Origin of the sequence: Herbiconiux sp. L3-i23 (genome assembly GCF_023734115.1) — a bacterium.
Lineage (GTDB): Bacteria > Actinomycetota > Actinomycetes > Actinomycetales > Microbacteriaceae > Naasia.
In genome coordinates this window covers 1687506-1709023 of record NZ_AP025737.1, presented here as the reverse complement: position 1 = coordinate 1709023, position 21518 = coordinate 1687506, and the positions used below count along the sequence as shown (strand labels likewise).

The window sequence follows — 21518 nt, the reverse complement described above, 5'->3', positions numbered from 1 at the left end:
AGGAGAGGCGCGAGTGGATCAGGGCACTACGGCGTTCGTGCTGATCTGCGCCGCACTGGCGCTGCTGATGACTCCCGCGCTCGCCTTCTTCTACGGCGGCCTCGTCCGCGCGTCGAGCGCGATCAGCTTGATGATGCTGAGCTTCGGTGCTCTCGCCCTCGTCGCCGTGCTGTGGATCGTCTTCGGATACGCGGTCGTGAACTCCTCCGGCAACGCATCGGGCTTCGTCGGCATCGACGGCGTGTTCGGCATCGACACGGGACTGATCGGACTCGGGGCGCTGCTGCAGGGCGCCGATGATTCGGCGCCGCTCGCTCAGGCCGCGTTCCAGTGCATGTTCGCGATCGTGGCCGTCGCGCTCGTCTCCGGTGCGATCGCCGACCGGGCGCGCTTCGGCGCCTGGATGGTGTTCGCCGGACTGTGGGCGAGCCTTGTCTACTTCCCGGTCGCGTCGTGGGTGTTCACCGTGCGGTGGGGCGCCGACGGCATGGCGGGTGGCGGATGGATCGTCTACGGTCTGCGCGATCTCGTCGGGGCAGGCGTGCTCGACTTCGCCGGCGGCACCGCCGTCCACATCAACGCGGGAGCCGCTGCGCTCGCCCTCGCGCTCGTCCTCGGCAAGCGGACCGGCGTCGGCTCGGGTCCGCTGAAGCCGCACAGCATCCCGTTCGTGCTCCTCGGGGCGGCGCTGCTCTGGTTCGGCTGGTTCGGCTTCAACGCCGGCTCCGAGGGCGCCGCCGACGGCTTCGCAGCCCTTGTGGTGATGAACACCCTCGCGGCGCCGGCCGCCGCGCTGCTGTCGTGGCTCGTCGTCGAGACGATCAGGGATGGCAAGGCGACGGCGGTGGGTGCCGCGTCGGGGGTCGTCTCGGGGCTCGTGGCGATCACCCCGGCGTGCGCCTACCTGACGCCGCTGTGGGCGGTGCTGCTCGGCCTGCTGGCCGGGGCGCTGTGCGCCCTCGCCGTCAACCTCAAGTACGTTCTCGGCTTCGACGACTCGCTCGACGTGGTCGGCATCCACCTCGTCGGCGGCCTGATCGGAACGCTCTACCTGGGATTCTTCGCGAACGGTGACGGCTTCATCTACTCGGGACGCGTCGATCAGCTCCTGGCGCAGGCGATCGGTGCCGTCGCGGTGCTGGTCTACTCGTTCGCGGTCACCCTCGCGCTCGGGTACCTCGTCGATAAGCTCATGGGGTTCCGCGTGACCACGGCCATCGAGCAGGCGGGTCTCGACATTGCGCCGTACGGCCAGGCCGCGGTCGGCCCGGACGCGACGCGCTGACGTGACCGCTCCGAATCGATCAGGTGAGCGGCGCTACCCTGTGCCCATGACGGATGCGACGGACTCGACGGATGAGAGCTTCGAGGAGAAGCGCCGCGATCAGCTGACTTCGGCCCCCGGCGACAAGTGGGACGAGGACGCGGCAGCCGAGTCGGTGGCGCCGCGCGTCGAGGTCACCGAGTCGCCGAGCGGCGCGACCCGCATCGACGTCGCGGACACCGCCGCGGTGCGTCCGGGCGAGCCGGACGCCGACTGAGCGGCGAGCCACCGAGACGCCTCAGTCGAGGCCGAGTCGTTCCACGGCGCGAGTGACCGCCTTTCCGACGGTGACTTGAGCCTCCGCGGTCGGGTGAATGCCGTCGAGGGTGGTCCCTTCCCGGTACGCCCCGTTGACCCGCAATGCGGCGAACGGATCCGCGAACGTCCACGACCTCGCCTCCGCGGTCTCCTCGAGCGCGTCGTTGAAGGCCTCGGCGGCCCCGGGCATGAAATCGATCGGCGGGATGGCCGACACCAGCACCTGCGCCGCGCCGACCCGGTCGACGATGGCGTCGATATCGGCGAGCGTGTCGTCGAGCGGTCGATCGGTCAGGACGTCGTTCGTGCCCGCCATGACGATGAGCAGGTCGGCATCCTGTTCCGCGACCGCGGCGCGCATATCCGCGGTCGTGGCCCCAGCCAGTGCCCATCCGCCGACGAATCGGACGTCGGACTCGAGGAAGACGGGCACCCAGGACGAAGGGTCGATCTCGCCCTCGGCGAATCGCTTGCCGAGCACCGCGGTGAGGGAGTCGCCGACGATCGCGACCGACAGCGTCGGGTCCGCCGTCGCTGCCGGGCTCCGGGGGGCACCGTCGGCGGGCGCTGCCGCGCACGCAGTGAGGACGAGGGCGACTCCGGCGAGGAGTGCGGTGAGCTTCGGGGCGACGCGCATGGGGACCTTCGGGTGTGGGGTGGTCCTGAGGCTAACGGCAGAAGCTAAGAGCTCACGAAGAAGGGGCGACGCTACTGTGCCGGGCGATGAGAAAGCTGGACACCGCTCCGATCGCCGCGACGAGGATCATCCACACGACGATGGCGATCGGGAGGGATGCGTCGGCGATCGCGCCGAGGACGAGCGCGAGGACGCCCTGCGCGGAGTACCCGGAGGCGTAGAGCCGCGACACGGTCACCGCTTTCGCCTCTGCGGGCGCCGAAGCGACCACGAGTCCGAGAGCGGCGGCGACGAAGGCGGCGAAGCCGAACCCGGCGAGAACAGAGCTGAGGGTGAACAGCGGAAGACTCTCCGTCGACGAGGCGAGCAGCAGCGACGCCAGCCCGAGAACCGAGGCGACCGTGCCGAGGAGGGCTGACCGGGCGGCGGCGATCCGACCGAACACGAGTCCGCCGGTACCGATCGCGATGGCGAACAGAGCGATCACGGCGCCGACGAGCGCCGCGTCGTCGGTGCGGATGAGGTCCCGTGCGATGTCTGCCCCGAGGGACAGGAGCAGCGCTCCGACGGCGTAGGCGCCGATGAGGGCGGACGCGCCGACCGCGATCGAGCGGAGCGGGACGCGGGATGAGGGGACGCGCACGGCGCGGGTCGCCTCCCGGTGGTCGGGGAGGAACACGACCGCCGCGCCGATGAGGAGGGCGAGTGCGAATCCGACCCAGTAGGTCAGGTGCAGGGGGAGTGGCGCGTACTCGATCAGTGCGCCGGAGACGAGGGAGGCGATCACGAGACCGACGGCGGTCGCGACGACGGTGGTCGCGCTGACGCGAGCGGCGCGACGTTGCGGTTCGAACTCGAGCAGTGCGGCGGTCGCGGCGCCGAGCGCGCAGGCCGTCCCGAGCGCCTGCAGCAGCCGGGCCGCGTAGAGGAACGGCAGCGCCGGGGCGAGGGCGAAGACGAGACTGCCGGCGGCGAGCGACGCGAGACCGAGCAGCATGGCCCGGCGGCGTCCGATGCGGTCGGAGAGTCCGCCGAGGACGAGCATCAGGGCCGCCACCGTGAACGGGTACGCGGCGAAGACCGTTTCGATCTCCTCCGGGTCGAGATGCCACTGCTCGAGGTACAGCGGGAACACCATGGACGGTGACGCGCTGCCCCAGAGGCAGATCGCGATGACCGACGCCGAGACCCAGAACGCCGCGCGCGTCGACCAGCGGGCGCGACCCGAACCGGAGCGGGGGAGCAGTGGCGCTTCCATGCGCCGACACTATCGGCGCGACCCGACGCGCAGTGAGCGGCTCGCCCCGCGCGGTCTCGCAAGACGCCGGCCGCCCTACCGGCTCCGCAATCGCTGTGCACGGGGTGCGCAAGCGCCGTGATCCCTTGCAGCCGTCCGGCGGGCGGTGTCGGATGCGGTCATGGCATTCACTCCACGTTTCGCGATCGTCACCGGCTCCGACTCGGGCATCGGCAAGGCCACCGCCGTCGCCCTCGCCCAGCAGGGGATGGACATCGGCATCACCTGGCTCGACGACGAGGCGGGTGCGGAGGCGACCGCCTCCGAGGTGCGCGCGCAGGGCCGCAATGCGGTCGTCGCGCAGCTCGACGTCCGCCGACTCGACCGGGTCGGCGACATCGTGAGCGACCTGGCCGGGAGACTCGGCGGGCTCGACGTGTTCGTCAACAACGCGGGGGCGGGCGACAACGTTCCGCTGCTCGAGCTCTCGCTCGACGGCTGGCGGGACACCGTCGCCACCGATCTCGACGGAGCGTTCGTCGGCATCCAGCGCGCCGCGCAGATCATGGTCGACGCCGGTAACGGGGGCCGCATCGTCGCGGTGACCAGCGTGCACGAGCACGCGCCCCGTGTCGGGCAGTCGGCGTACAACGCCGCGAAGCACGGTCTCGGCGGTCTGGTGAAGACGGCGGCGATCGAACTCGCTCGGTACGGCATCACCGTTAACGCAGTCGCCCCGGGCGAGATCGCCACGCCGATGACCGATCAGGAGGACGAGGATCCGCACGGCGCCGAACGTCCCGGCATCCCTCTCGGACGACCGGGCGACGCCCGCGAGGTGGCGGCCGTCATCGCCTTCCTCGCCTCACCGGCCTCCGCGTACGTGACGGGAGCGTCGTGGGCCGTCGACGGCGGGATGTTGCAGATGGGCCCCCACGGCGGCTCGCACATTACCTCCGACGACTGGCGGGGCTGAGTCAGGGCCCCGGGAACGACGAAACCCCCGGCCGATGACCGGGGGCTTCGTCGTGTCTCGTAGTGAGACCGGTGGTGGGCGATACCAGACTCGAACTGATGACCTCTTCCGTGTGAAGGAAGCGCGCTACCAACTGCGCCAATCGCCCGCGCGTCCTCAATCTTGCCATAACGACGGGACCGTTCCGTGCAACTTCACCTCGATGACGTGTCGAGTTGGTAGTCGCGCCGAGCATCCGTTAGAGTCTTCAAGCGGTCGGAAACGACAGCGAAGAAGTCCGGAAACGGTCTTCGAATGCGGATGTAGCGCAGTTGGTAGCGCATCACCTTGCCAAGGTGAGGGTCGCGAGTTCGAGTCTCGTCATCCGCTCGAGTGAAGTCTCACGGGAATCCACGTGGGGAACCACACATGGTGGCGTGGCCGAGAGGCTAGGCAGCGGCCTGCAAAGCCGTCCACACGGGTTCGAATCCCGTCGCCACCTCACTCACCGCCTCTCATCTCGTATGAGCAGCGGGCGATTGGCGCAGCGGTAGCGCGCTTCCCTGACACGGAAGAGGTCACTGGTTCGATCCCAGTATCGCCCACCACGAAAGGCCCGCCTCGGCGGGCCTTTTCTCGTTTCGGCCCGCCTTGCGCGGCGATGTGACAGACCGACTCGATGGCTCCGCGAGCAGTTACGCTCGCGAGATGGGGTCGGCCCTCTTCGTCCTGTTCGGCGGGATCGCCGTGGTGGTGCTCGTCGCTGTGATCAGCACGCCCACGTCGCGACTCGGGGTTCGGGCCCGGCGCGGAAGAGTCGCCGCCATCGTCTGCGCGGCGTTCGTGCTGCTGCTCGCCGGAGCGGTCCTCGCCGGACTCGCCGGAGACGAGGGAGGCCCGATCGTCGCGGCGATGTCCGCGGCGGTGGCACTCGCGGTCTCCGTCGCCGGGACCTGGCTCGTGCTCACCGACCGTGGGCGTAATCGACCTCCGCGCTGAGCTCCGCGGGAGACCGACGGACCAGACGAGTTCAGGGGTGGTCGACGAGGGCGACCATGGCGGTGATCGACTCTCGGAGGCGTGCGGCGAGCTCGGGGACGGTGCTGCTGCGGCGGTCGCGGATCGAGTCGATCAGCGCGCCCATCACCAGGGTGACGGCCCGGCCAGCGGTGACCTCGTCGTAGCGTTCCGACACGACCTCCACGAGATCATGTCGAAGGCCGGCCATCCAGCGCAGCAGAACGCCCATCAGTTCGGGCTCGCGGCGGATCAGCCCTCTTCGGGTCTCGCGGTCACTCACCATGCGGGCCGTCGCGGCGACGAGATCGCAGACCGCGTCGATCAGCGGCTTCGAGGTGGTCCGGAACTCCTCGCGCGCCTCGTCTCCCACTGCAGTCGGCGGCAGCCCGAGGGCTGCGGCGGCCTTCGAGGAGAAGTAGTTGAAGAACGTGCGAGGGGAGACATCCGCCTCGGCGCAGATCGCCTCGACCGTGACTCCGTCGAGACCCTGCTCGGCGACGAGACGAAGGGCGGCTTCATGGATCGCCTGCCAGGTGAGCTGCTTCTTACGCTCGCGCAGGCCCGTCGCGCCGCCGGTGGTGATCGGACCGGTGGTGAGAGCGGGATCGGATTCGCTGATACTCACGAGGACTCCATTGTGGTGGACGAACTGTGGCCGAAGAACTGTGGTGGAAGAACTGTGGCGGAAGAACTGCGGCCGAAACGGCCGGGCGTCGGACGAGACGCCCGGCCGTTCGCGGTCACCGGCGGACGGGAACCGAACCGGTGCTGGTGTTGGGCTCGATGAGCGCGCCCGTCATGTTGGCGGCGGCGACGGCCTCCGCCTCGAGGTCGGCGATGCCGCCGGCCTTGTCCGCCTGCTCCTGCAGAGCCGACTTCTGACGCAGCGGCGGCGTCTTGAAGAACAGCGTCAGCACGAAGGCGAGCAGCACCACGCCGAGACCGATCCAGAAGATCGCCAGGGTCGAGGCGTTGAAGCCCGACAGGAACGGACGGGTGAGACGGCTGTCGGCACCGTTCAGGAAGGACGTGTCGCTCACCGAGGCGTTCGTCTCGGACGAGTCGCCGCCCTCCTTGAGCTGATCGACGATGGTCGGCACCACCTGGGCGACGATCGCTTCGCGCTGCGCCTCGTCGCTGTAGTCGATGGCGAGACGCCCGTCGACCACCGTGGCGTTCGCCTGCTCGGCCGCGGCGGTGAGCGCCTGCTCCTCCGCGGCGGGGGTCGCGGCGGCCACCTGCTGGTCGATGACCTGCTGGGCTGCGGCGGCGGGGATGACGCCCGCGTCGACCTGCTGCTGCACGGCCGCGGTCACCTGCTCGGTCACGGCGGCGTCGGCCGCCTGCGTCGCCGCGGCGGTTCCCTCGTCGAGGGCCGACTGGACGTTCGCGGTCACCGGCTCGGTGATCGGCGTCCAGATCTGCTCCATGATGCCCGCGTTCGCCGGGGCGGAGGCCACCTCAGGGGTGAGTGCGGCGTCGAGAGCGGCGGTCAGGTCGTCCTCGTTCTGCATCGACGTGCTGATGCTGCCCGGGACGAGCGAGAACAGGACGGAGAGGAGTACGGCGGTGCCGAGGGTTCCACCGATCTGACGGAAGAACGTGGCGGCACTCGTCGCCACACCCATGTCGCGGGCCTCGACGGCGCTCTGGCTGGCGAGGGTCAGGGTCTGCATCAGCTGTCCGAGGCCGAAACCGATGAGGAACATGCCGAGGAACAGGAACCACAGCGGGGTGTCGATCGACATGAAGGTCAGCAGGAAGAAGCCGACCGCGGTGAATGCGGTGCCGGTGACCGGGAAGATGCGGTACTTGCCGGTCCTCGCGACGATCTGGCCGGATGCGATCGACGCGATCATGAGACCGAGCACGAGGGGCAGGGTCGCGAAACCGGCTTCGGTCGGCGTCAGGCCGATCACGATCTGGAGGTAGAGCGGGATGGTGAGCATCGCGCCGAACATCGCGAAGCCGACGAGGAACGACAGCACGGTCGCCATCGAGAACACGCCCGACTTGAACAGCTTGATCGGGATGATCGCGTCGTCACCGAGACGGGTCTCGATGATGAGGAAGGCGACCAGTCCGATGACCCCCAGCGCGTAGCAGGCGATCGCGATCGGTGATCCCCAGCCCCATTCGCGTCCCTGCTCGGCGACGAGCAGCAGCGGAACGAGCGTGACGATGACGGCGGTGGCTCCCCACCAGTCGATGCGCGTCGACCGGCGGTCGCCGAACTTCGGCAGGTGCAGGAAGGCCATCACCATGGCGAGTGCGATGAGGCCGAGGGGCAAATTGATCAGCAGCACCCAGCGCCATCCGTCGATGAAGAGGATCTCGTCGGTACCGGCGAACAGGCCGCCGACCAGGGGGCCGATGACGGAGGAGATGCCGAACACGGCGAGGAAGTAACCCTGGTACTTGGCGCGCTCACGCGGGGCGAGCATGTCGCCCATGATCGCGAGCGGCAACGACATGAGCGCACCGGCGCCGATGCCCTGGAAGGCGCGGAACGCGGCCAGCATCAGCATCGAGGTCGAGAACGCGGACAGGACCGAACCGACGATGAAGATCGAGATGCCGACGATGAAGAGCGGCCGGCGGCCGAAGATGTCGGACAGCTTGCCGTAGATCGGCGTCGTGATCGTGGAGGTGATGAGGAAGGCCGTCGTCACCCACGCCTGCTGGTCGAGTCCGTGCAGGTCGTCGCCGATCGTTCGAATCGCGGTGCCGAAGACCGTCTGCCCGAGGGCGGAGAGGAACATCGCGGCCATGAGGCCGTAGATGACGAGGAGGATCTGACGGTGGGTCATCACCGGGGTCGAACCGGCGGACGCTGCCGTGCCGCCGTGCTCCCTGGTCGGAGCGTCTGTAGCCATGCGTTTCCCTTGTGAGAAGAAGTGGAGGTCGCAGGCGCCGAAGTCTGAGGGCGTCCGGCTTCGCCGGAGAGCCGACATCGGCGGGAGCACCTTGCTTACCGTGCAATGTTACACGCGCTGCAAGTTTGCGACGAGTGCAGGCGGGGGTGTTTCGCTGACTGCGAATCGCCGACTCCGACGTCAGCGGCGGCCGTTCACCCCGCCTCGCGGGGCGTGGTCGGCGATGAAGCGCCAATGCACGTGCAGGCAGGCGGCCGCGAGGTTCGTGCGGTATCCGACGAGGATCCGGATGCCGTCACGGTCGACGTACTCGGCCTTGTACCCGACTTCGTCGCCGATGCGGACGATGCGGATGATGCCGTACACCCGGCCCCGTTCGTCGCGCATCTCCCAGCTGCCCGCCGACGGTTCCACCGCGGCGAGCAGGGGATGCCACGACCGCTCGGGCCACGCACCTCTCGCCATGGATGCGACATTAGAACAAACGTTCGAATGACGCGCCGGTGATGGGTGGCGGATATCGGCGGAGCTATCGTCAGTGGGTGATGAACGCCTCCCGCACCGGTCGAGGGGCGTCCTCCTACCTCGCCGCGTCGATCCCCGTCCGGCTCGCGAGCTCCGGCATCACCGTCGCGCTCCCGGTCCTGGCGGTGCAGCAGCTCGGCAGCATCGCGCCCGGCGGGCTGCTCGTCGCGGCCTCGCTCGCGCCGTCGATCATCGTCGCCCCGCTCGCCGGCGCCGCTCTCGACCGCGCACGACGTCCCCGACGCCTGATCCTCGCCTCTGCGCTCGTCACCGCCGCCGCGTTCGCCGTGACCGCACTGATCGGCGTCGTCCCCGTCGTGCTCGCTGCGGTCGCGCTGATCGCTGCGGGGTGCTTCACCCCGTTCTTCATGGGCGGGTTGTCGAGCGTGGTCGGCGAGATCGTCGAGGACGAGAGACGGGCCTACGCGTTGGACGCCCTGTCGTACAACGTGGCAGGGGTCGGCGGGCCCGCACTCGCCTCCCTCCTCATCGCCGTCGCGGATGCGCGAGTCGCGATGATCGCCCTCGCAGTGGCCGCGGCGATCAGTGCGGTCGCGGCCTTCGCCGTGCATCTGACCGCCCGGTCCCGTTCCGAACATCCGGCCGGGCTCGCTGGCGAGATCGGCCGCGGCCTCGCCTACCTCGTGCGTCACCGTCCGCTCGCGGTCATCACGTGGTCGGGCACTCTCACCCAGTTGGGTCAGGGGGCGCTTCCCGTCGCGGCGATCGCGCTGGCGTTGCAGAGCGGTGCCGACCCGGGGGAGGGGACGTGGATCGTGACCGCCTTCTCCATCGGCGCTCTCGTCGGATCGATCGCGGCCACCGCGACCAGCTCGACCCGGTTCGCGCCCATCTCGGTGATGCTGGGCGGGTTCCTCGCCACCGGAGTGTTCACGCTCGTCCTGGCATTGCACCCGGGGACGGTGCTCACTCTCGCCGCCGCCGCGGCCGCCGGTTTCGCCTCCGCTCCGGCGACCGCGGCGATGCTGCTGCTGCGCAAGCAGCAGAGTGCCGCAGCGGTCAGGTCTCAGGTGTTCACGGTCGGTGCCGGACTCCGGGCGACGGCCGGAGCCGTCGGCGCGGCGATCGCCGGACTGAGCGCTGGGATCTCGGCCGCTCTCCTGATCGCTCTCGTCGGTGCGGCGTGGGTCGTCTCCGCCGGCATCCTGATCCTCTACCCGCGGCAGGCGCCGCCGATCCTCGACTGAATCGATTCTCGACCGGATGGAGGCGGCGGCGCTGCCCGAACCGGGCATGCAGAAGGGGAGGCCGCTTCCGCGGCCTCCCCTTCGATCACTCAGGTGATCAGTTCTTGAAGGCGTCCTTGATCTTCTCGCCCGCCTGCTTGAGGTCGGCCTTGCCCTGGTCGGTGCGGCCCTCGGCGGCGAGGTCCTCATCGCCGCGGTGCTCGCCGACCTTCTCCTTCGCCTGGCCGGTCAGCTTCTCGGCGGCGTTCTCGATCTTGTCTCCGATGCCCATCGCAAACCTCACTTCCGTTGTCGAATGGTCTTAGCTTTACGACACTCGCTGGAAGCTGAGTGGAAAGACGCTGAGCAGGCCTTGAGCGACGCCCCGTTCCGAGCGCGCCCCCGAAAGCTGGTATTGACCAGGGAGTAATGATTCTCCTGAGCGCGCGCCACGCGCGACCGCGAAACAGGAAGGGCTGGTCTATTAGGCGTTTTGCAGATCCTGTCCTCATAATGGAGGACTGCCACCCGAAGTGGGAAGTCTTTTCGCCTGATCGCAGCTCTTATCGTGTCCGGCGAAACCCGAAAGGAACACCCGTGACCCAAACGGCTGAGGCCTTCGCGCCCGCATTAGAACGCTTTTATCCGCATCAGGGCGACCACCCGTTCGACGCCTGGTTGCCCGCCAAGTCCCTCTCGAGCGCGTACGCGTTCATGCTGCTCGGCCTCATCGGGCTGTTCGGCATCCAGCACTTCTACCTCGGACGTCCGGTCCGCGCCGTCGTGTACCTGCTCACCTTCGGGGTCTTCGGCATCGGCACGATCGTCGACCTGATCTCGCTGCGCTGGCAGGTGCGCGACATCAACAACCGTCACGCCATCGGGGTGCGCTGAATCCTTCCGGCTGACGCGTCGTCCGCCGCCCGGCGGTCCGACGGCACCGGGCGATCCCTCGCGCGCGGCTACAGTTGCTTGCAGACCGCCGCTCGAGAGGATCCCTACCGCCGTGTCCGAGAACGCACCACTCACGCCCGCAGCAACGGTGATCGCGAGTGAGGCGACAACGGGCGCGGAGTTGTTCGCCGGCGACCGTTCCGTCGTGGCGATGCGCATCGGCGGCGCGCTGCTCGACCTCGCGCGCGAGGTCGCCGAGGGCGACGAAGTCACGCCCGTCACCATCGAGTCGCCCGACGGGCTCTACATCCTGCGCCACTCGACCGCGCACGTGCTCGCCCAGGCTGTGCAGTCGATCAACCCCGAGGCCAGACTCGGCATCGGGCCGCCCGTCACGGACGGCTTCTACTTCGACTTCGACGTCGAGGAGCCCTTCACTCCCGAGGACCTGAAGGCGTTCTCGAAGGAGATGGAGCGCATCCAGCGCGCCGGCCAGCGTTTCGAACGCCGTGTCGTCAGCGAGGCCGAGGCGCGCGAACTCTTCGCCGGTGAGCCGTACAAGCTCGAGCTGATCGGCCTCAAGGGTGCTGCCGACAGCGTCGAAGAAGACAGTGTCGACGGAGACAGCGGCGAATCGGTCGAGGTCGGCGGGGGAGAGCTGACCGTCTACGAGAACGTCGACCCCAAGTCGGGCGATGTGATCTGGCGGGACCTCTGCCGCGGACCCCACCTGCCGAGCACCCGTCTGATCCAGAACGGCTGGGCTCTGTCCCGCGTCGCCGCCGCATACTGGCGTGGCAGCGAGAAGAACAAGCAGCTGCAGCGCATCTACGGCACGGCGTGGGCGAGCAAGGACGACCTCCGTGCGTACCAGGCCCGACTCGACGAGGCCGCGAAGCGCGACCACCGCAAGCTCGGCTCCGAAATGGACCTGTTCTCCTTCCCCGACGAGATCGGCTCCGGCCTCGCGGTGTTCCATCCGAACGGCGGCATCATCCGCAAGGAGATGGAGGACCACTCCCGTCGCCGGCATGAGGAGGAGGGGTACGACTTCGTCTGGACCCCGCACATCACCAAGGGCACGCTGTACGAGATCTCGGGGCATCTCGACTGGTACGCCGATGGCATGTTCCCCGCGATGCACCTCGACGAGGCGCACGACGAGGCGGGCAACATCACGCGACAGGGCGCGGACTACTACCTGAAGCCCATGAACTGCCCGATGCACATCCTCATCTACCGGTCGCGGGCACGCAGCTACCGGGAACTGCCGATGCGCACCTTCGAGTTCGGGTCGGTCTACCGCTACGAGAAGTCGGGTGTCATCCACGGCCTCACCCGTGTGCGCGGCATGACGCAGGACGACGCCCACATCTTCACCTCCCAGGAGAAGATGAAGGAGGAGCTGACCGGCACGTTGAACTTCGTGCTCTCGCTCTTGCGTGACTACGGCCTCACCGACTTCTACCTCGAGCTCTCGACGAAGGACCCCGAGAAGTACGTCGGCGGCGACGAGGTGTGGGAGCAGGCCACCGCCACCCTCGCCGAGGTCGCCGCCGCATCCGGACTCGAGCTCGTTCCCGACCCGGGCGGCGCGGCGTTCTACGGACCCAAGATCTCGGTGCAGGCGCGCGACGCGATCGGCCGCACCTGGCAGATGTCCACCGTGCAGCTCGACTTCAACCTGCCTGAGCGCTTCGGTCTCGAGTACACGGCGCCCGACGGCAGCCGCCAGCGTCCCGTGATGATCCACCGCGCCCTCTTCGGATCGGTGGAGCGCTTCTTCGGCGTGCTGCTCGAGCACTACGCCGGCGCGTTCCCGGTGTGGCTGTCGCCCTCGCAGGTCGTCGCCATCCCGGTCGCCGAGGAGTACGCCGACTACCTCGCCGGAGTCGTCGCCACACTGAAGAAGGCGGGCGTGCGCGCGGAGCTCGACGACTCCGACGACCGGATGCAGAAGAAGATCCGCACCCACACCAAGGCCAAGGTGCCGTTCCAGCTCATCGCGGGCGATGAGGATCGAGCCGCGGGCGCGGTCAGCTTCCGCTTCCGCGACGGTTCCCAGCGCAACGGTGTGCCCGTCGACGAGGCGATCGCCCTCATCCGTCGGTCGATCGACGAGCACCTGCTGGTGAACACGGCGGACGACCTGGCATGACCGACGGGCTCCCCGCCGGTTCCGAGGGCGTCGACGCGCGCCCCGCCGACTCGTTCGCCGCCGTGCCCGATGCGTTCCAGCGGCTCTGGACCCCGCACCGGATGGCGTACATCAAGAGCGGCGGGCAACCGCCGAAGGAGGAGTGCCCGTTCTGCATCGCGCCGACCCTGTCTGACGAGGACGCCCTGATCGTCGCGCGCGGCGCGCACGCCTTCGTGCTGCTGAACCTGTTCCCCTACAACTCGGGCCACCTCCTGGTGTGCCCGTACCGCCATGTTGCGCTCTATGACGACGCGACCGAGGCCGAGATCGACGAGATCGGGCGCCTCACGCAGACCTCGATGCGGGTCATCAGGGAGGTCTCCCGCAACGACGGGTTCAACATCGGCATGAACCAGGGACGCGTCGCGGGCGCCGGGATCGCGGAGCATCTGCACCAGCACGTCGTGCCGCGATGGGCGACCGACGCCAACTTCTTCCCGATCATCGCGCAGACGAAGGCGCTGCCCCAGCTGCTCGGCGACGTCAGGCGCTCGCTCGCCGACGCGTGGCCCACCCCGCGCGAGGCGTAGAATCGGGGACTGCGCGAAACGCGCAACGGACTTTCGCGCCGGTCGGGCAGCGAACAGCGGACGGGCCTCCTGCCGGGAGGCCGAGAAGAACAGATGGGCAGTGGGACAGTGAGCGACAGCAGCAACAACGGAGTCGCCGGCACCAGCCGGGTCAAGCGCGGCCTCGCCGAGATGCTGAAGGGCGGCGTCATCATGGACGTCGTCACCGCCGACCAGGCGCGCATCGCCGAAGAGGCCGGCGCCGTCGCCGTCATGGCGCTCGAGCGCGTCCCTGCCGATATCCGCGCCCAGGGCGGCGTCGCCCGCATGAGCGACCCGCACCTGATCGACGAGATCGTCGCGGCCGTGTCGATCCCCGTCATGGCGAAGGCGCGCATCGGCCACTTCGTCGAGGCGCAGGTGCTCGAGCACCTCGGCGTCGACTACATCGACGAGTCCGAGGTGCTCTCGCCCGCCGACTACGTGAACCACATCGACAAGTGGAAGTTCACCGTCCCCTTCGTCTGCGGTGCGACGAACCTCGGTGAGGCGCTGCGCCGCATCAACGAGGGTGCCGCGATGATCCGCTCGAAGGGCGAGGCCGGCACCGGCGACGTCTCCGAGGCGACCAAGCACATCCGCAAGATCACCTCCGAGATCAACACCTTGAAGTCGATGACGAAGGACGAGCTCTACGTCGCCGCCAAGGAACTGCAGGCGCCGTACGACCTCGTCGTCGAGATCGCCGAGACCGGCAAGCTGCCCGTCGTACTGTTCACCGCGGGCGGCGTCGCGACCCCGGCCGACGCGGCCATGATGATGCAGCTCGGCGCCGACGGCGTCTTCGTCGGCTCGGGCATTTTCAAGTCGGGCGACCCGGCCAAGCGCGCCGCGGCCATCGTGAAGGCCACCACCTTCCACGACGACCCGGCCGTGATCACCGAGGCGTCCCGCGGGCTCGGCGAGGCGATGGTCGGCATCAACGTCGCCGACGTGCCCGCGCCCCACCGTCTCGCCTCGCGCGGCTGGTGACGACCGCCAGGCGCGTCGGGGTCCTCGCCCTCCAAGGCGACTTCCGTGAGCACATCGCGGTCCTGAACGGGCTCGGAGCCGACGCGGTCCCGGTGCGCCGTGAGAGCGAGCTGGGCGAGATCGACGGTCTCGTCATCCCCGGTGGCGAGTCGAGCGTGATGGACAAGCTCTCGCGCACGTTCGGTCTCGCCGAGCCGCTCAAGGCGGCGATCGCCGACGGACTGCCCGTCTACGGCACCTGCGCCGGGCTGATCATGCTCGCCGACACGGTGCTCGACGCGATCGCGGGGCAGCAGAGCCTCGGCGGGCTCGACGTCGCGGTGCGCCGCAACGCGTTCGGCAACCAGCTCGACTCGTTCGAGACCGATCTGCCCATCCCGGAGCTCGGAGAGGCGCCCGTGCACGCCGTCTTCATCCGCGCGCCCATCGTCGAGAGCGTCGGCGAGCGGGCGAGGGCGCTGTCGACGCTCGACGACGGTCGTGTCGTCGCCGTGGAGCAGGGCTCGCTGCTCGGCACGAGCTTCCATCCGGAGATCACGGGCGACACCCGTTTCCACGAGTACTTCCTGAGCAAACTCGGCTGAGTCCGGCCGGCGCCCGGACATCACGGGTGCGGCAGGACCAGCCCGATCAAATCGTCGATGAAACCGGCGCCGAGCTCCTGCCTCGTCAGCACTCGGAAGAGGACGATGCTGATGAGTACGTCGACGACGACGTCGACAGGGGCGTCGGGGCGGATCTGGCCCTCCGCGACGGCGTCGCGGACGCGTTCGCCGAGCGCTCCGCGCACCAGGGCGGTGACCTGCTCGTCGTATCGTGCGGCGACCGTCTCGTCCTCCGCTGTCGCCGCAGCGGTCGCCCGGATGAGCGCCGCCGCCTCGGAGGTCGGCGCGAGATCGCCGAGCGCCCCCAGCCAGCCCCGGATGTCGGCTCGGACATCATCCGTGCGGGGTGTGGGCGTCACCGGGAACAGGTGGCCCTCGAGCACCCCCTCGGCCACGAGCGCGCTCTTCGAGGGGTACCAACGGTAGATCGTCGCCTTGCCGACGCCCGCCGCGGCGGCGATGCGGTCGAGCGACAGCTTGTCGTAGCCGACCTGCGCGAGTTCATCGCGGGTCGCGGCGAGGATCGCGAGCCGCGCCGCTTCGCTGCGCACGCGGCCGGGGCGCGGGGAATCCATAGGGCCATCGTGCTGCATGCATCGCCTCCGCTCGTGCGCGAGGGGGCGGACGCGTCGCGCGGACGCGTCCGCCCTTCGTCACTACTGGACGGACCAGCCGCCGTCGGAGGCCAGGATCGCGCCGTTGATGTTGACCGCGTCGTCGCTCAGCAGGAAGGTGATCGACGCGGCGAGCTGCTCAGCGGTCGCGATGCTCGGGATCGTCGCCTGGAACGGCTGCAGACGGGCCGAACCGACCTCGGAGACGTTCGGGGGGAACGGGATGCCCGTCGCGACGCCGCCCGGAGCGACCGCGTTCACCCGGATGCCCTGCTTGGCGTACATGAACGCGGCGGACTTCGTGAGACCGACGACGCCGTGCTTCGACACCGTGTACGCGTTGCCGGAGGCGTTGCCGCGCAAGCCCGCCTCGGAGGCGACGTTCACGATCGATCCGCGACCGGCCTCGAGCATCAGCGGGAGGACGGCGCGGGTCAGCTTGAACCCGCCGGTGAGGTTGACGCCGATCACGCGATCCCAGACCGCGTCGGTCGTCTCGTGCAGCGGTGAGAAGTCGTCGTTGATGCCGGCGACGTTCGCGAGAGCATCGATCCGGCCGTCGGCGGCGGCGACGATCGCGTCGATGTCCTCCTGCTTCGTAATGTCGCCGGCGACGGCGACGACGTCCGCTTCGGAGAACTCGTCGACGAGTCCCTGCAGCCGGTCGGTCGTGATGTCGACCGCGATGACGCGGCCGCCTTCGCGGACGATGCGCGACGCCGTGGCGCGGCCGATCCCGGACGCGGCGCCCGTCACGACGACGGTCTGTCCGGTGAACCGACCCTCGGTGACCTTCTCGCGCCACTGCCCATCGGGAGCGTCGCCCTCGACCGGCGCGACGCCGCCGTTCGCCTGGAGCACCAGGGAGTCGACCAGCTCCTGCGGCAGCTGACCCTGACTCAGCGCGACGAGCTGCTGCAGAGGCAGGCTGCGCACCGGCGTGAGCTGCTCGGCGTCGAACGCGCCGCCCTGACCGAGCACCGCTCGGATGAGCGCACCGCCTTCGGGGTCGTCGAGCCAATCTCCGATGGAGGTCGTGCCCGTCAGCGGGCCGGATCGAGGTGCCATGAGCTCACTCTTCTTCTCGTCGTCGATAAAACGAGACAATCTGTCTCGCTTCTGCCACTGTACGCCCATACCGGTTTCGGCACAGGTGGATAGCGTTGCCGTGTGACCTTTTTCGCGCCGATGCCGCTTCGACGGGTCGAAGAGCACGCCGTGAGGCCGATGCCGCGGGATGAATGGCCGGCGACCGTGCCGGCGGTCCGCCAGCTCCTCGACGACGGGATCGAGCTGGGGCCGGTCACCGTGCTCGTCGGCGAGAACGGCGCGGGCAAGTCCACCATCGTCGAAGCGATCGCGATGGCGTTCGGGCTGTCGGGCGAGGGCGGTTCGTCGTGGGCCCGATTCCAGACCAAGGCCACCGAGTCGGCTCTGTTCGATTCGCTGCGGCTTGTGCGCGGTGCCGGGGGAGCGAAGCGCGGGTTCTTCCTGCGAGCCGAGACCATGCACGGGCTCTACACCTACCTCGACGGCATTCATGGCGACGCTGGACTGCACTCGCTCTCGCATGGCGAGTCCTTCCTCGAACTGGTGAACACCCGTTTCACCGACCGCGGGCTCTGGCTGCTCGACGAGCCCGAGGCGGCCCTGTCGGCGTCGAGCACGATGTCGCTGCTGATGAGCCTCAATCGGCTCATCGCCGATGAGGGCTCGCAGGTGATCATGTCGACCCACTCGCCGATGCTGGCGGCGATGGACGGCGCGACGATCCTCGAGCTGGGGGAGTGGGGCATCCGGGAGAGCGCATGGGAGGACCTCGAGCTCGTGCGCACCTGGCGTTCGTTCCTCGATTCCCCCGAGCGCTTCCTGCGGCACCTGCGCGACTGAACGCACCCGCCGCTCTACAATGGACGGGTCAATCGAGGAGAGACGTGTCCGGACATTCCAAGTGGGCGACGACCAAGCACAAGAAGGCCGTCATCGACAGCCGTCGCGCGAAGTCGTTCGCGAAGCTGATCAAGAACATCGAGGTCGCCGCGAAGATCGGCGGCGCTGACCTGTCGGGCAACCCGACGCTCGTCGACGCGGTGCAGAAGGCGAAGAAGACTTCCGTCCCCAACGACAACATCGACCGCGCCATCAAGCGCGGCGCAGGGCTCACCGGCGAGACCATCGACTACCAGACGATCATGTACGAGGGCTACGCCGCCGGCGGCGTCGCGCTGCTGATCGAGTGCCTCACCGACAACCGCAACCGTGCGGCGGCCGAGGTGCGTACCGCGATGACCCGCAACGGCGGCCAGATGGCCGACCCCGGCAGCGTCGCGTACAACTTCAGTCGCAAGGGCGTCATCGCGGTGACGAAGACCGACGGGCTCACCGAGGACGACGTGCTCTCCGCCGTGCTCGACGCCGGCGTGGAGGATGTCAACGACCGCGGTGAGGGCTTCGAGATCGTCACCGAGCCGAGCGACCTCGTCGCCGCGCGCACCGCGCTGCAGGAGGCCGGCATCGACTACGACTCGGCCGAGGCCGAGTTCGTCCCGGGCATCACGGTGACCGCCGACGCCGAGACCGCGCGTAAGGTGTTCCGCCTGATCGACGCGCTCGAGGACAGCGACGACGTGCAGAACGTCTTCGCCAACATCGACGTTCCGGCCGACGTGATGGCGCAGCTCGAGAACGAGGACTGACCGCTCGTGACCCTGCGCGTGCTCGGGATCGATCCCGGGCTCACGCGCTGCGGCTTCGGGGTCATCGAGGTCGAGGCGAACCGGAAGGCCCGTCTCGTCGACGTCGGTGTGGTGCGCAGCGACCCCGACCTCCCCGTCGAGCGACGCGTGCACCTGATCGCCCTCGGCGTCGAGGCGGTGCTCGATGAGCATCGGCCCGATGTCGTCGCGCTCGAGCGCGTGTTCGCCCAGCACAACCTCCGCACCGTGATGGGCACCGCTCAGGCGAGCGGTGTCGTCATGCATCTCGCGGCCGCCCGAGGCCTCACGGTCACGCTGCACACGCCCAGCGAGGTCAAGGCGGCGGTGACCGGATACGGGTCAGCCGACAAGAAACAGGTGGCCACCATGGTCGCGCGGGTTCTCGGACTCGACGCGCCGCCGAGTCCCGCCGACGCGGCCGACGCGTTGGCGCTCGCGATCTGCCACGGGTGGCGGGGACCGGTGGCGACGGCGGCAGCGATGTCGCGCGTCCCGTCGTCGGCTCCCGCCGGTCCAGGGGGACTGACCCCGGCGCAGAAGGTGTGGCGCGACGCCGAGCGGGCCTCCCGCGGCTGAGTCGGACGAGTCGAACGTGTATTCGACTCGCCGCGTCGATTGCCCGTCGGCGTCGGAGGCGCGGCATAGCGTGACGGCATGATCTCGTCGTTGCGCGGAACCGTGCTCGCTCTCGGCGGCAGCAACGCTGTCGTCGAAGTCGGGGGCATCGGATACTCGGTCGCCATCACCCCGCAGCACTCGCTCGCCCTGCACGTCGGCGGAGAGCTGCTGGTGCACACGGCCCTCATCGTCCGCGAGGACGACCTCTCGCTGTTCGGCTTCCAGAGCCTCGACGAGCTGCGCGTCTTCGACCTGCTGCGCGGGGTCACCGGCGTCGGCCCCAAGTCCGCGCTCGGGGTGCTCTCCGCGATGACGCCCTCGCAGGTGGCCTTCGCCGTCAGCGCCGAGGACGATGCGGCGTTCCGCAAGGTCTCCGGTATCGGGCCCAAGACGGCGAAGCTCATCGTCGTCTCCCTCGCCGGCAAGCTGGTCGCCCCGGCCGCGACCGCGGGAACGACCCCCGCGCCCGCGACGGTCGTCCGTGCGGGCGACGACGTCGTCGTCGCCCTCGTCGGGCTCGGCTGGCCCGAGAAGACCGCGCAGCAGACGGTCGAAGACGTCCTCGCCGAGCAGCCGGAGGAGCGCAACACCCAGGTGCTGCTGCGTGCGGCGCTCGCCCAGCTCGGCCCGCGCCTTCCCGCCGGAACCCGCTCGTGACCGATCCGGCGATGACTCCCGCGCCCGAATCCGAGGCCGAACTCGCCTTCGAAGGCGCCCTCCGCCCGAAGTCGCTCGGCGATTTCGTCGGGCAGGCCAAGGTGAGGGGTCAGCTCCAACTGCTCCTCCAGGCCGCCGCACTGCAGAACCGCGCGCCCGACCACATCCTCCTCGCCGGTCCGCCGGGGCTCGGCAAGACGACGCTCGCGATGATCGTCTCGCACGAGAGCGGACGCCCGCTGCGCATGTCGAGCGGTCCCGCCATCCAGCACGCCGGCGACCTCGCGGCCGTCCTGTCCTCGCTCGTCCCCGGAGAGATCCTCTTCATCGACGAGATCCACCGCATGGCGCGCTCGGCGGAGGAGATGCTCTACCTCGCCATGGAGGACTTCCGCATCGACATCATGGTCGGCAAGGGAGCGGGGGCTACGTCGATCCCGCTCGATCTCGCCCCGTTCACCCTCGTGGGCGCGACCACCCGCTCGGGGCTGCTTCCGAACCCGCTGCGCGACCGCTTCGGCTTCACCGCCCACCTCGAGTTCTACGAGACCGAAGAGCTCGAACAGGTCCTCGCCCGCGCGGCCGACCTCCTCGAACTCGAGGTCGACCGCTCGGCGCTGCGCGAGATCGCCGGACGCAGCCGCGGCACGCCGCGCATCGCGAATCGGCTGCTGCGGCGGGTGCGCGACTACTCGCTGGTGCACCGCACGGCCGCCGGTCACGACGCGGTCGATGCGGCGCTCGAGCTCTACGACGTCGACCCGATCGGACTCGACCGTCTCGACCGCGCGGTGATGCTCGCCATCCTCGAACGCTTCGACGGCGGTCCGGTCGGCCTCGGCACGCTCGCGGTGTCCGTCGGCGAGGAGGCCGAGACCATCGAGTCGGTCGTCGAGCCGTTCCTCGTGCGAGTCGGGCTGCTCGGCCGAACACCGCGCGGACGCGTCGCCACGCCCGCCGCCTACCGTCACTTCGGCATCCAACGTTCGGTGGCCGGCGCCACACTCTGGGCGGACTCATAGCAGCGGGAGGCGCCCCCGTCGGCCCCGCAGCGAGGCCGTAGCTGACAAGACGGCTAGGATGCTTGTCGACAACAGGGATCGGCTGCTATTGCCCCGACTCCCGGTTCGCGCCGATCTCCGGCCGGACACCGAACCTCTCGGAAGGCTTCTCCACGTGCCAATCGATCCGTTGACCATCGTCATGGTCTTGGTCCTCGCGGTTCTCATCTTCTTCACGTTCCGCAACGGCCGCAAGCGTCAGCGCGACATGGCGGCGATGCACGAGCGCACGAAGGTCGGCGCCCGCGTCATGACCAACTTCGGGCTGTTCGGCACCATCGTCGCGATCGACGAGGAAGAGAACGAGGTCCAGGTCGAGACGACCCCCGGAACCGTTCTCACCGTCCACCGTCAGACGATCGCGAAGATCATCACCCCCGACGAGGTCGTCAGCGACGACGAGGCCGAGGCCATCGAAGAGGGCGAGATCGAGAGCGCCGAGGAGCTCGAGGCCGGTGAGCCCCGCTACGGCCAGCGCGTCGACGGGACGTCGGGCGAGTCGCCGAACGAAAAGAAGTCCGACAGCTAGTCTTCCGCGAGTCGCGTGTCGCCCACCCGCCGGTGGGCGACACGCATCTGCCCGCTCCACCAC

At 69.1% G+C, this 21518-nt stretch carries 24 protein-coding genes and 4 tRNA genes; 19 read left to right on the top strand and 9 right to left on the bottom strand.

What is annotated here, in order from left to right:
• Nucleotides 1-13 precede the first annotated feature (13 nt).
• Together NGH83_RS08055 and NGH83_RS08050 are read left to right on the top strand one after the other, a co-directional pair.
• Nucleotides 14-1285 carry an ammonium transporter gene (locus tag NGH83_RS08055; RefSeq protein ID WP_251855745.1) on the top strand — a complete coding sequence of 424 codons (1272 nt, stop codon included), beginning with the start codon at nt 14-16 and terminating at the stop codon, nt 1283-1285.
• Between the two features lie 46 nt (nt 1286-1331).
• Nucleotides 1332-1541 (top strand): hypothetical protein, encoded by a 210-nt coding sequence (locus tag NGH83_RS08050; protein ID WP_251855744.1) that lies wholly within the window; start codon nt 1332-1334, stop codon nt 1539-1541.
• Between the two features lie 21 nt (nt 1542-1562).
• On the opposite strand, the gene NGH83_RS08045 is transcribed toward NGH83_RS08050, so the two are convergent.
• Both NGH83_RS08045 and NGH83_RS08040 read right to left on the bottom strand, forming a co-directional pair.
• On the bottom strand, nt 1563-2219 hold the full coding sequence (locus tag NGH83_RS08045; protein WP_251855743.1) for an SGNH/GDSL hydrolase family protein: 657 nt from the start codon (nt 2217-2219) through the stop codon (nt 1563-1565).
• 52 nt (nt 2220-2271) lie between these two features.
• Entirely contained in the window at nt 2272-3477 is a 1206-nt protein-coding gene (locus NGH83_RS08040; protein WP_251855742.1) for an MFS transporter, read from the bottom strand.
• A 160-nt stretch (nt 3478-3637) separates the two neighbouring features.
• Here NGH83_RS08040 and NGH83_RS08035 point away from each other — a divergent pair, with 160 nt between their 5' ends.
• Complete coding sequence (locus NGH83_RS08035; RefSeq protein ID WP_251855741.1) at nt 3638-4432, top strand: SDR family oxidoreductase; 795 nt, start codon at nt 3638-3640, stop codon at nt 4430-4432.
• Between the two features lie 72 nt (nt 4433-4504).
• On the opposite strand, the gene NGH83_RS08030 is transcribed toward NGH83_RS08035, so the two are convergent.
• Nucleotides 4505-4580: transfer RNA gene (locus tag NGH83_RS08030), tRNA-Val, on the bottom strand.
• A 148-nt stretch (nt 4581-4728) separates the two neighbouring features.
• Here NGH83_RS08030 and NGH83_RS08025 point away from each other — a divergent pair.
• The 4 genes from NGH83_RS08025 to NGH83_RS08010 all read left to right on the top strand — a co-directional run bounded on the left by NGH83_RS08025 (nt 4729) and on the right by NGH83_RS08010 (nt 5410).
• Nucleotides 4729-4801: transfer RNA gene (locus NGH83_RS08025), tRNA-Gly, on the top strand.
• Nucleotides 4802-4842: 41 nt separating this feature from the next.
• Nucleotides 4843-4913 (top strand) — tRNA-Cys (locus tag NGH83_RS08020).
• Nucleotides 4914-4944: 31 nt separating this feature from the next.
• Nucleotides 4945-5019 (top strand) — tRNA-Val (locus NGH83_RS08015).
• 100 nt (nt 5020-5119) lie between these two features.
• The gene (locus NGH83_RS08010; RefSeq protein ID WP_251855740.1) at nt 5120-5410 is read left to right on the top strand and encodes a hypothetical protein; all 291 of its coding nucleotides are present in this window, start codon (nt 5120-5122) and stop codon (nt 5408-5410) included.
• A 31-nt stretch (nt 5411-5441) separates the two neighbouring features.
• Here the strand turns inward: NGH83_RS08010 and NGH83_RS08005 are convergent, their stop codons facing one another.
• From NGH83_RS08005 to NGH83_RS07995, 3 genes are all read right to left on the bottom strand, one after another.
• Nucleotides 5442-6056 (bottom strand): TetR/AcrR family transcriptional regulator, encoded by a 615-nt coding sequence (locus tag NGH83_RS08005; protein ID WP_371872634.1) that lies wholly within the window; start codon nt 6054-6056, stop codon nt 5442-5444.
• A 115-nt stretch (nt 6057-6171) separates the two neighbouring features.
• Complete coding sequence (locus NGH83_RS08000; RefSeq protein WP_371872633.1) at nt 6172-8307, bottom strand: MFS transporter; 2136 nt, start codon at nt 8305-8307, stop codon at nt 6172-6174.
• A 180-nt stretch (nt 8308-8487) separates the two neighbouring features.
• Nucleotides 8488-8772, bottom strand: coding sequence for a hypothetical protein (locus NGH83_RS07995; RefSeq protein WP_251855739.1), 285 nt, complete (start codon nt 8770-8772; stop codon nt 8488-8490).
• 80 nt (nt 8773-8852) lie between these two features.
• Here NGH83_RS07995 and NGH83_RS07990 point away from each other — a divergent pair, with 80 nt between their 5' ends.
• Complete coding sequence (locus NGH83_RS07990; RefSeq protein ID WP_251858489.1) at nt 8853-10040, top strand: MFS transporter; 1188 nt, start codon at nt 8853-8855, stop codon at nt 10038-10040.
• Nucleotides 10041-10137: 97 nt separating this feature from the next.
• Here the strand turns inward: NGH83_RS07990 and NGH83_RS07985 are convergent, their stop codons facing one another.
• The gene (locus NGH83_RS07985; RefSeq protein ID WP_251855738.1) at nt 10138-10311 is read right to left on the bottom strand and encodes a CsbD family protein; all 174 of its coding nucleotides are present in this window, start codon (nt 10309-10311) and stop codon (nt 10138-10140) included.
• 305 nt (nt 10312-10616) lie between these two features.
• Between NGH83_RS07985 and NGH83_RS07980 the strand changes: the two genes are divergently transcribed.
• The 5 genes from NGH83_RS07980 (at nt 10617) to pdxT (ending at nt 15238) form a co-directional block, all read left to right on the top strand.
• A complete protein-coding gene (locus NGH83_RS07980) occupies nt 10617-10913 on the top strand; it encodes a TM2 domain-containing protein (protein ID WP_251855737.1) in 297 nt (98 codons plus the stop codon).
• A gap of 211 nt (nt 10914-11124) precedes the next feature.
• Nucleotides 11125-13071 carry a threonine--tRNA ligase gene (gene thrS / locus NGH83_RS07975; protein WP_251858488.1) on the top strand — a complete coding sequence of 649 codons (1947 nt, stop codon included), beginning with the start codon at nt 11125-11127 and terminating at the stop codon, nt 13069-13071.
• On the top strand, nt 13068-13643 hold the full coding sequence (locus tag NGH83_RS07970; protein ID WP_251855736.1) for an HIT domain-containing protein: 576 nt from the start codon (nt 13068-13070) through the stop codon (nt 13641-13643). Before thrS ends, NGH83_RS07970 begins: the two co-directional genes overlap by 4 nt.
• Nucleotides 13644-13751: 108 nt before the next feature.
• Nucleotides 13752-14654, top strand: coding sequence for a pyridoxal 5'-phosphate synthase lyase subunit PdxS (gene pdxS, locus NGH83_RS07965; protein WP_371872632.1), 903 nt, complete (start codon nt 13752-13754; stop codon nt 14652-14654).
• Complete coding sequence (gene pdxT / locus NGH83_RS07960) at nt 14651-15238, top strand: pyridoxal 5'-phosphate synthase glutaminase subunit PdxT (RefSeq protein WP_251855734.1); 588 nt, start codon at nt 14651-14653, stop codon at nt 15236-15238. The genes pdxS and pdxT overlap by 4 nt, the downstream gene beginning before the upstream one ends.
• A gap of 20 nt (nt 15239-15258) precedes the next feature.
• Here pdxT and NGH83_RS07955 read toward each other — a convergent pair whose 3' ends face one another.
• Both NGH83_RS07955 and NGH83_RS07950 read right to left on the bottom strand, forming a co-directional pair.
• Nucleotides 15259-15834, bottom strand: a complete 576-nt coding sequence (locus NGH83_RS07955; RefSeq protein WP_251855733.1) for a TetR/AcrR family transcriptional regulator — start codon at nt 15832-15834, stop codon at nt 15259-15261.
• A gap of 81 nt (nt 15835-15915) precedes the next feature.
• Nucleotides 15916-16941: an SDR family NAD(P)-dependent oxidoreductase gene (locus NGH83_RS07950; RefSeq protein ID WP_251855732.1), complete on the bottom strand. Its 1026-nt coding sequence runs from the start codon at nt 16939-16941 to the stop codon at nt 15916-15918.
• A 102-nt stretch (nt 16942-17043) separates the two neighbouring features.
• Between NGH83_RS07950 and NGH83_RS07945 the strand changes: the two genes are divergently transcribed.
• From NGH83_RS07945 to yajC, 6 genes are all read left to right on the top strand, one after another.
• Nucleotides 17044-17763, top strand: a complete 720-nt coding sequence (locus NGH83_RS07945; protein WP_251855731.1) for an AAA family ATPase — start codon at nt 17044-17046, stop codon at nt 17761-17763.
• Between the two features lie 44 nt (nt 17764-17807).
• Nucleotides 17808-18569 (top strand): YebC/PmpR family DNA-binding transcriptional regulator, encoded by a 762-nt coding sequence (locus NGH83_RS07940; RefSeq protein WP_251855730.1) that lies wholly within the window; start codon nt 17808-17810, stop codon nt 18567-18569.
• Nucleotides 18570-18581: 12 nt separating this feature from the next.
• The gene (gene ruvC, locus NGH83_RS07935; protein ID WP_251858487.1) at nt 18582-19166 is read left to right on the top strand and encodes a crossover junction endodeoxyribonuclease RuvC; all 585 of its coding nucleotides are present in this window, start codon (nt 18582-18584) and stop codon (nt 19164-19166) included.
• A gap of 78 nt (nt 19167-19244) precedes the next feature.
• Nucleotides 19245-19865 (top strand): Holliday junction branch migration protein RuvA, encoded by a 621-nt coding sequence (gene ruvA / locus NGH83_RS07930; RefSeq protein WP_251855729.1) that lies wholly within the window; start codon nt 19245-19247, stop codon nt 19863-19865.
• A gap of 11 nt (nt 19866-19876) precedes the next feature.
• On the top strand, nt 19877-20887 hold the full coding sequence (gene ruvB / locus NGH83_RS07925) for a Holliday junction branch migration DNA helicase RuvB (RefSeq protein WP_251858486.1): 1011 nt from the start codon (nt 19877-19879) through the stop codon (nt 20885-20887).
• A 154-nt stretch (nt 20888-21041) separates the two neighbouring features.
• The gene (gene yajC, locus NGH83_RS07920; protein WP_251855727.1) at nt 21042-21455 is read left to right on the top strand and encodes a preprotein translocase subunit YajC; all 414 of its coding nucleotides are present in this window, start codon (nt 21042-21044) and stop codon (nt 21453-21455) included.
• Nucleotides 21456-21518 lie beyond the last annotated feature (63 nt).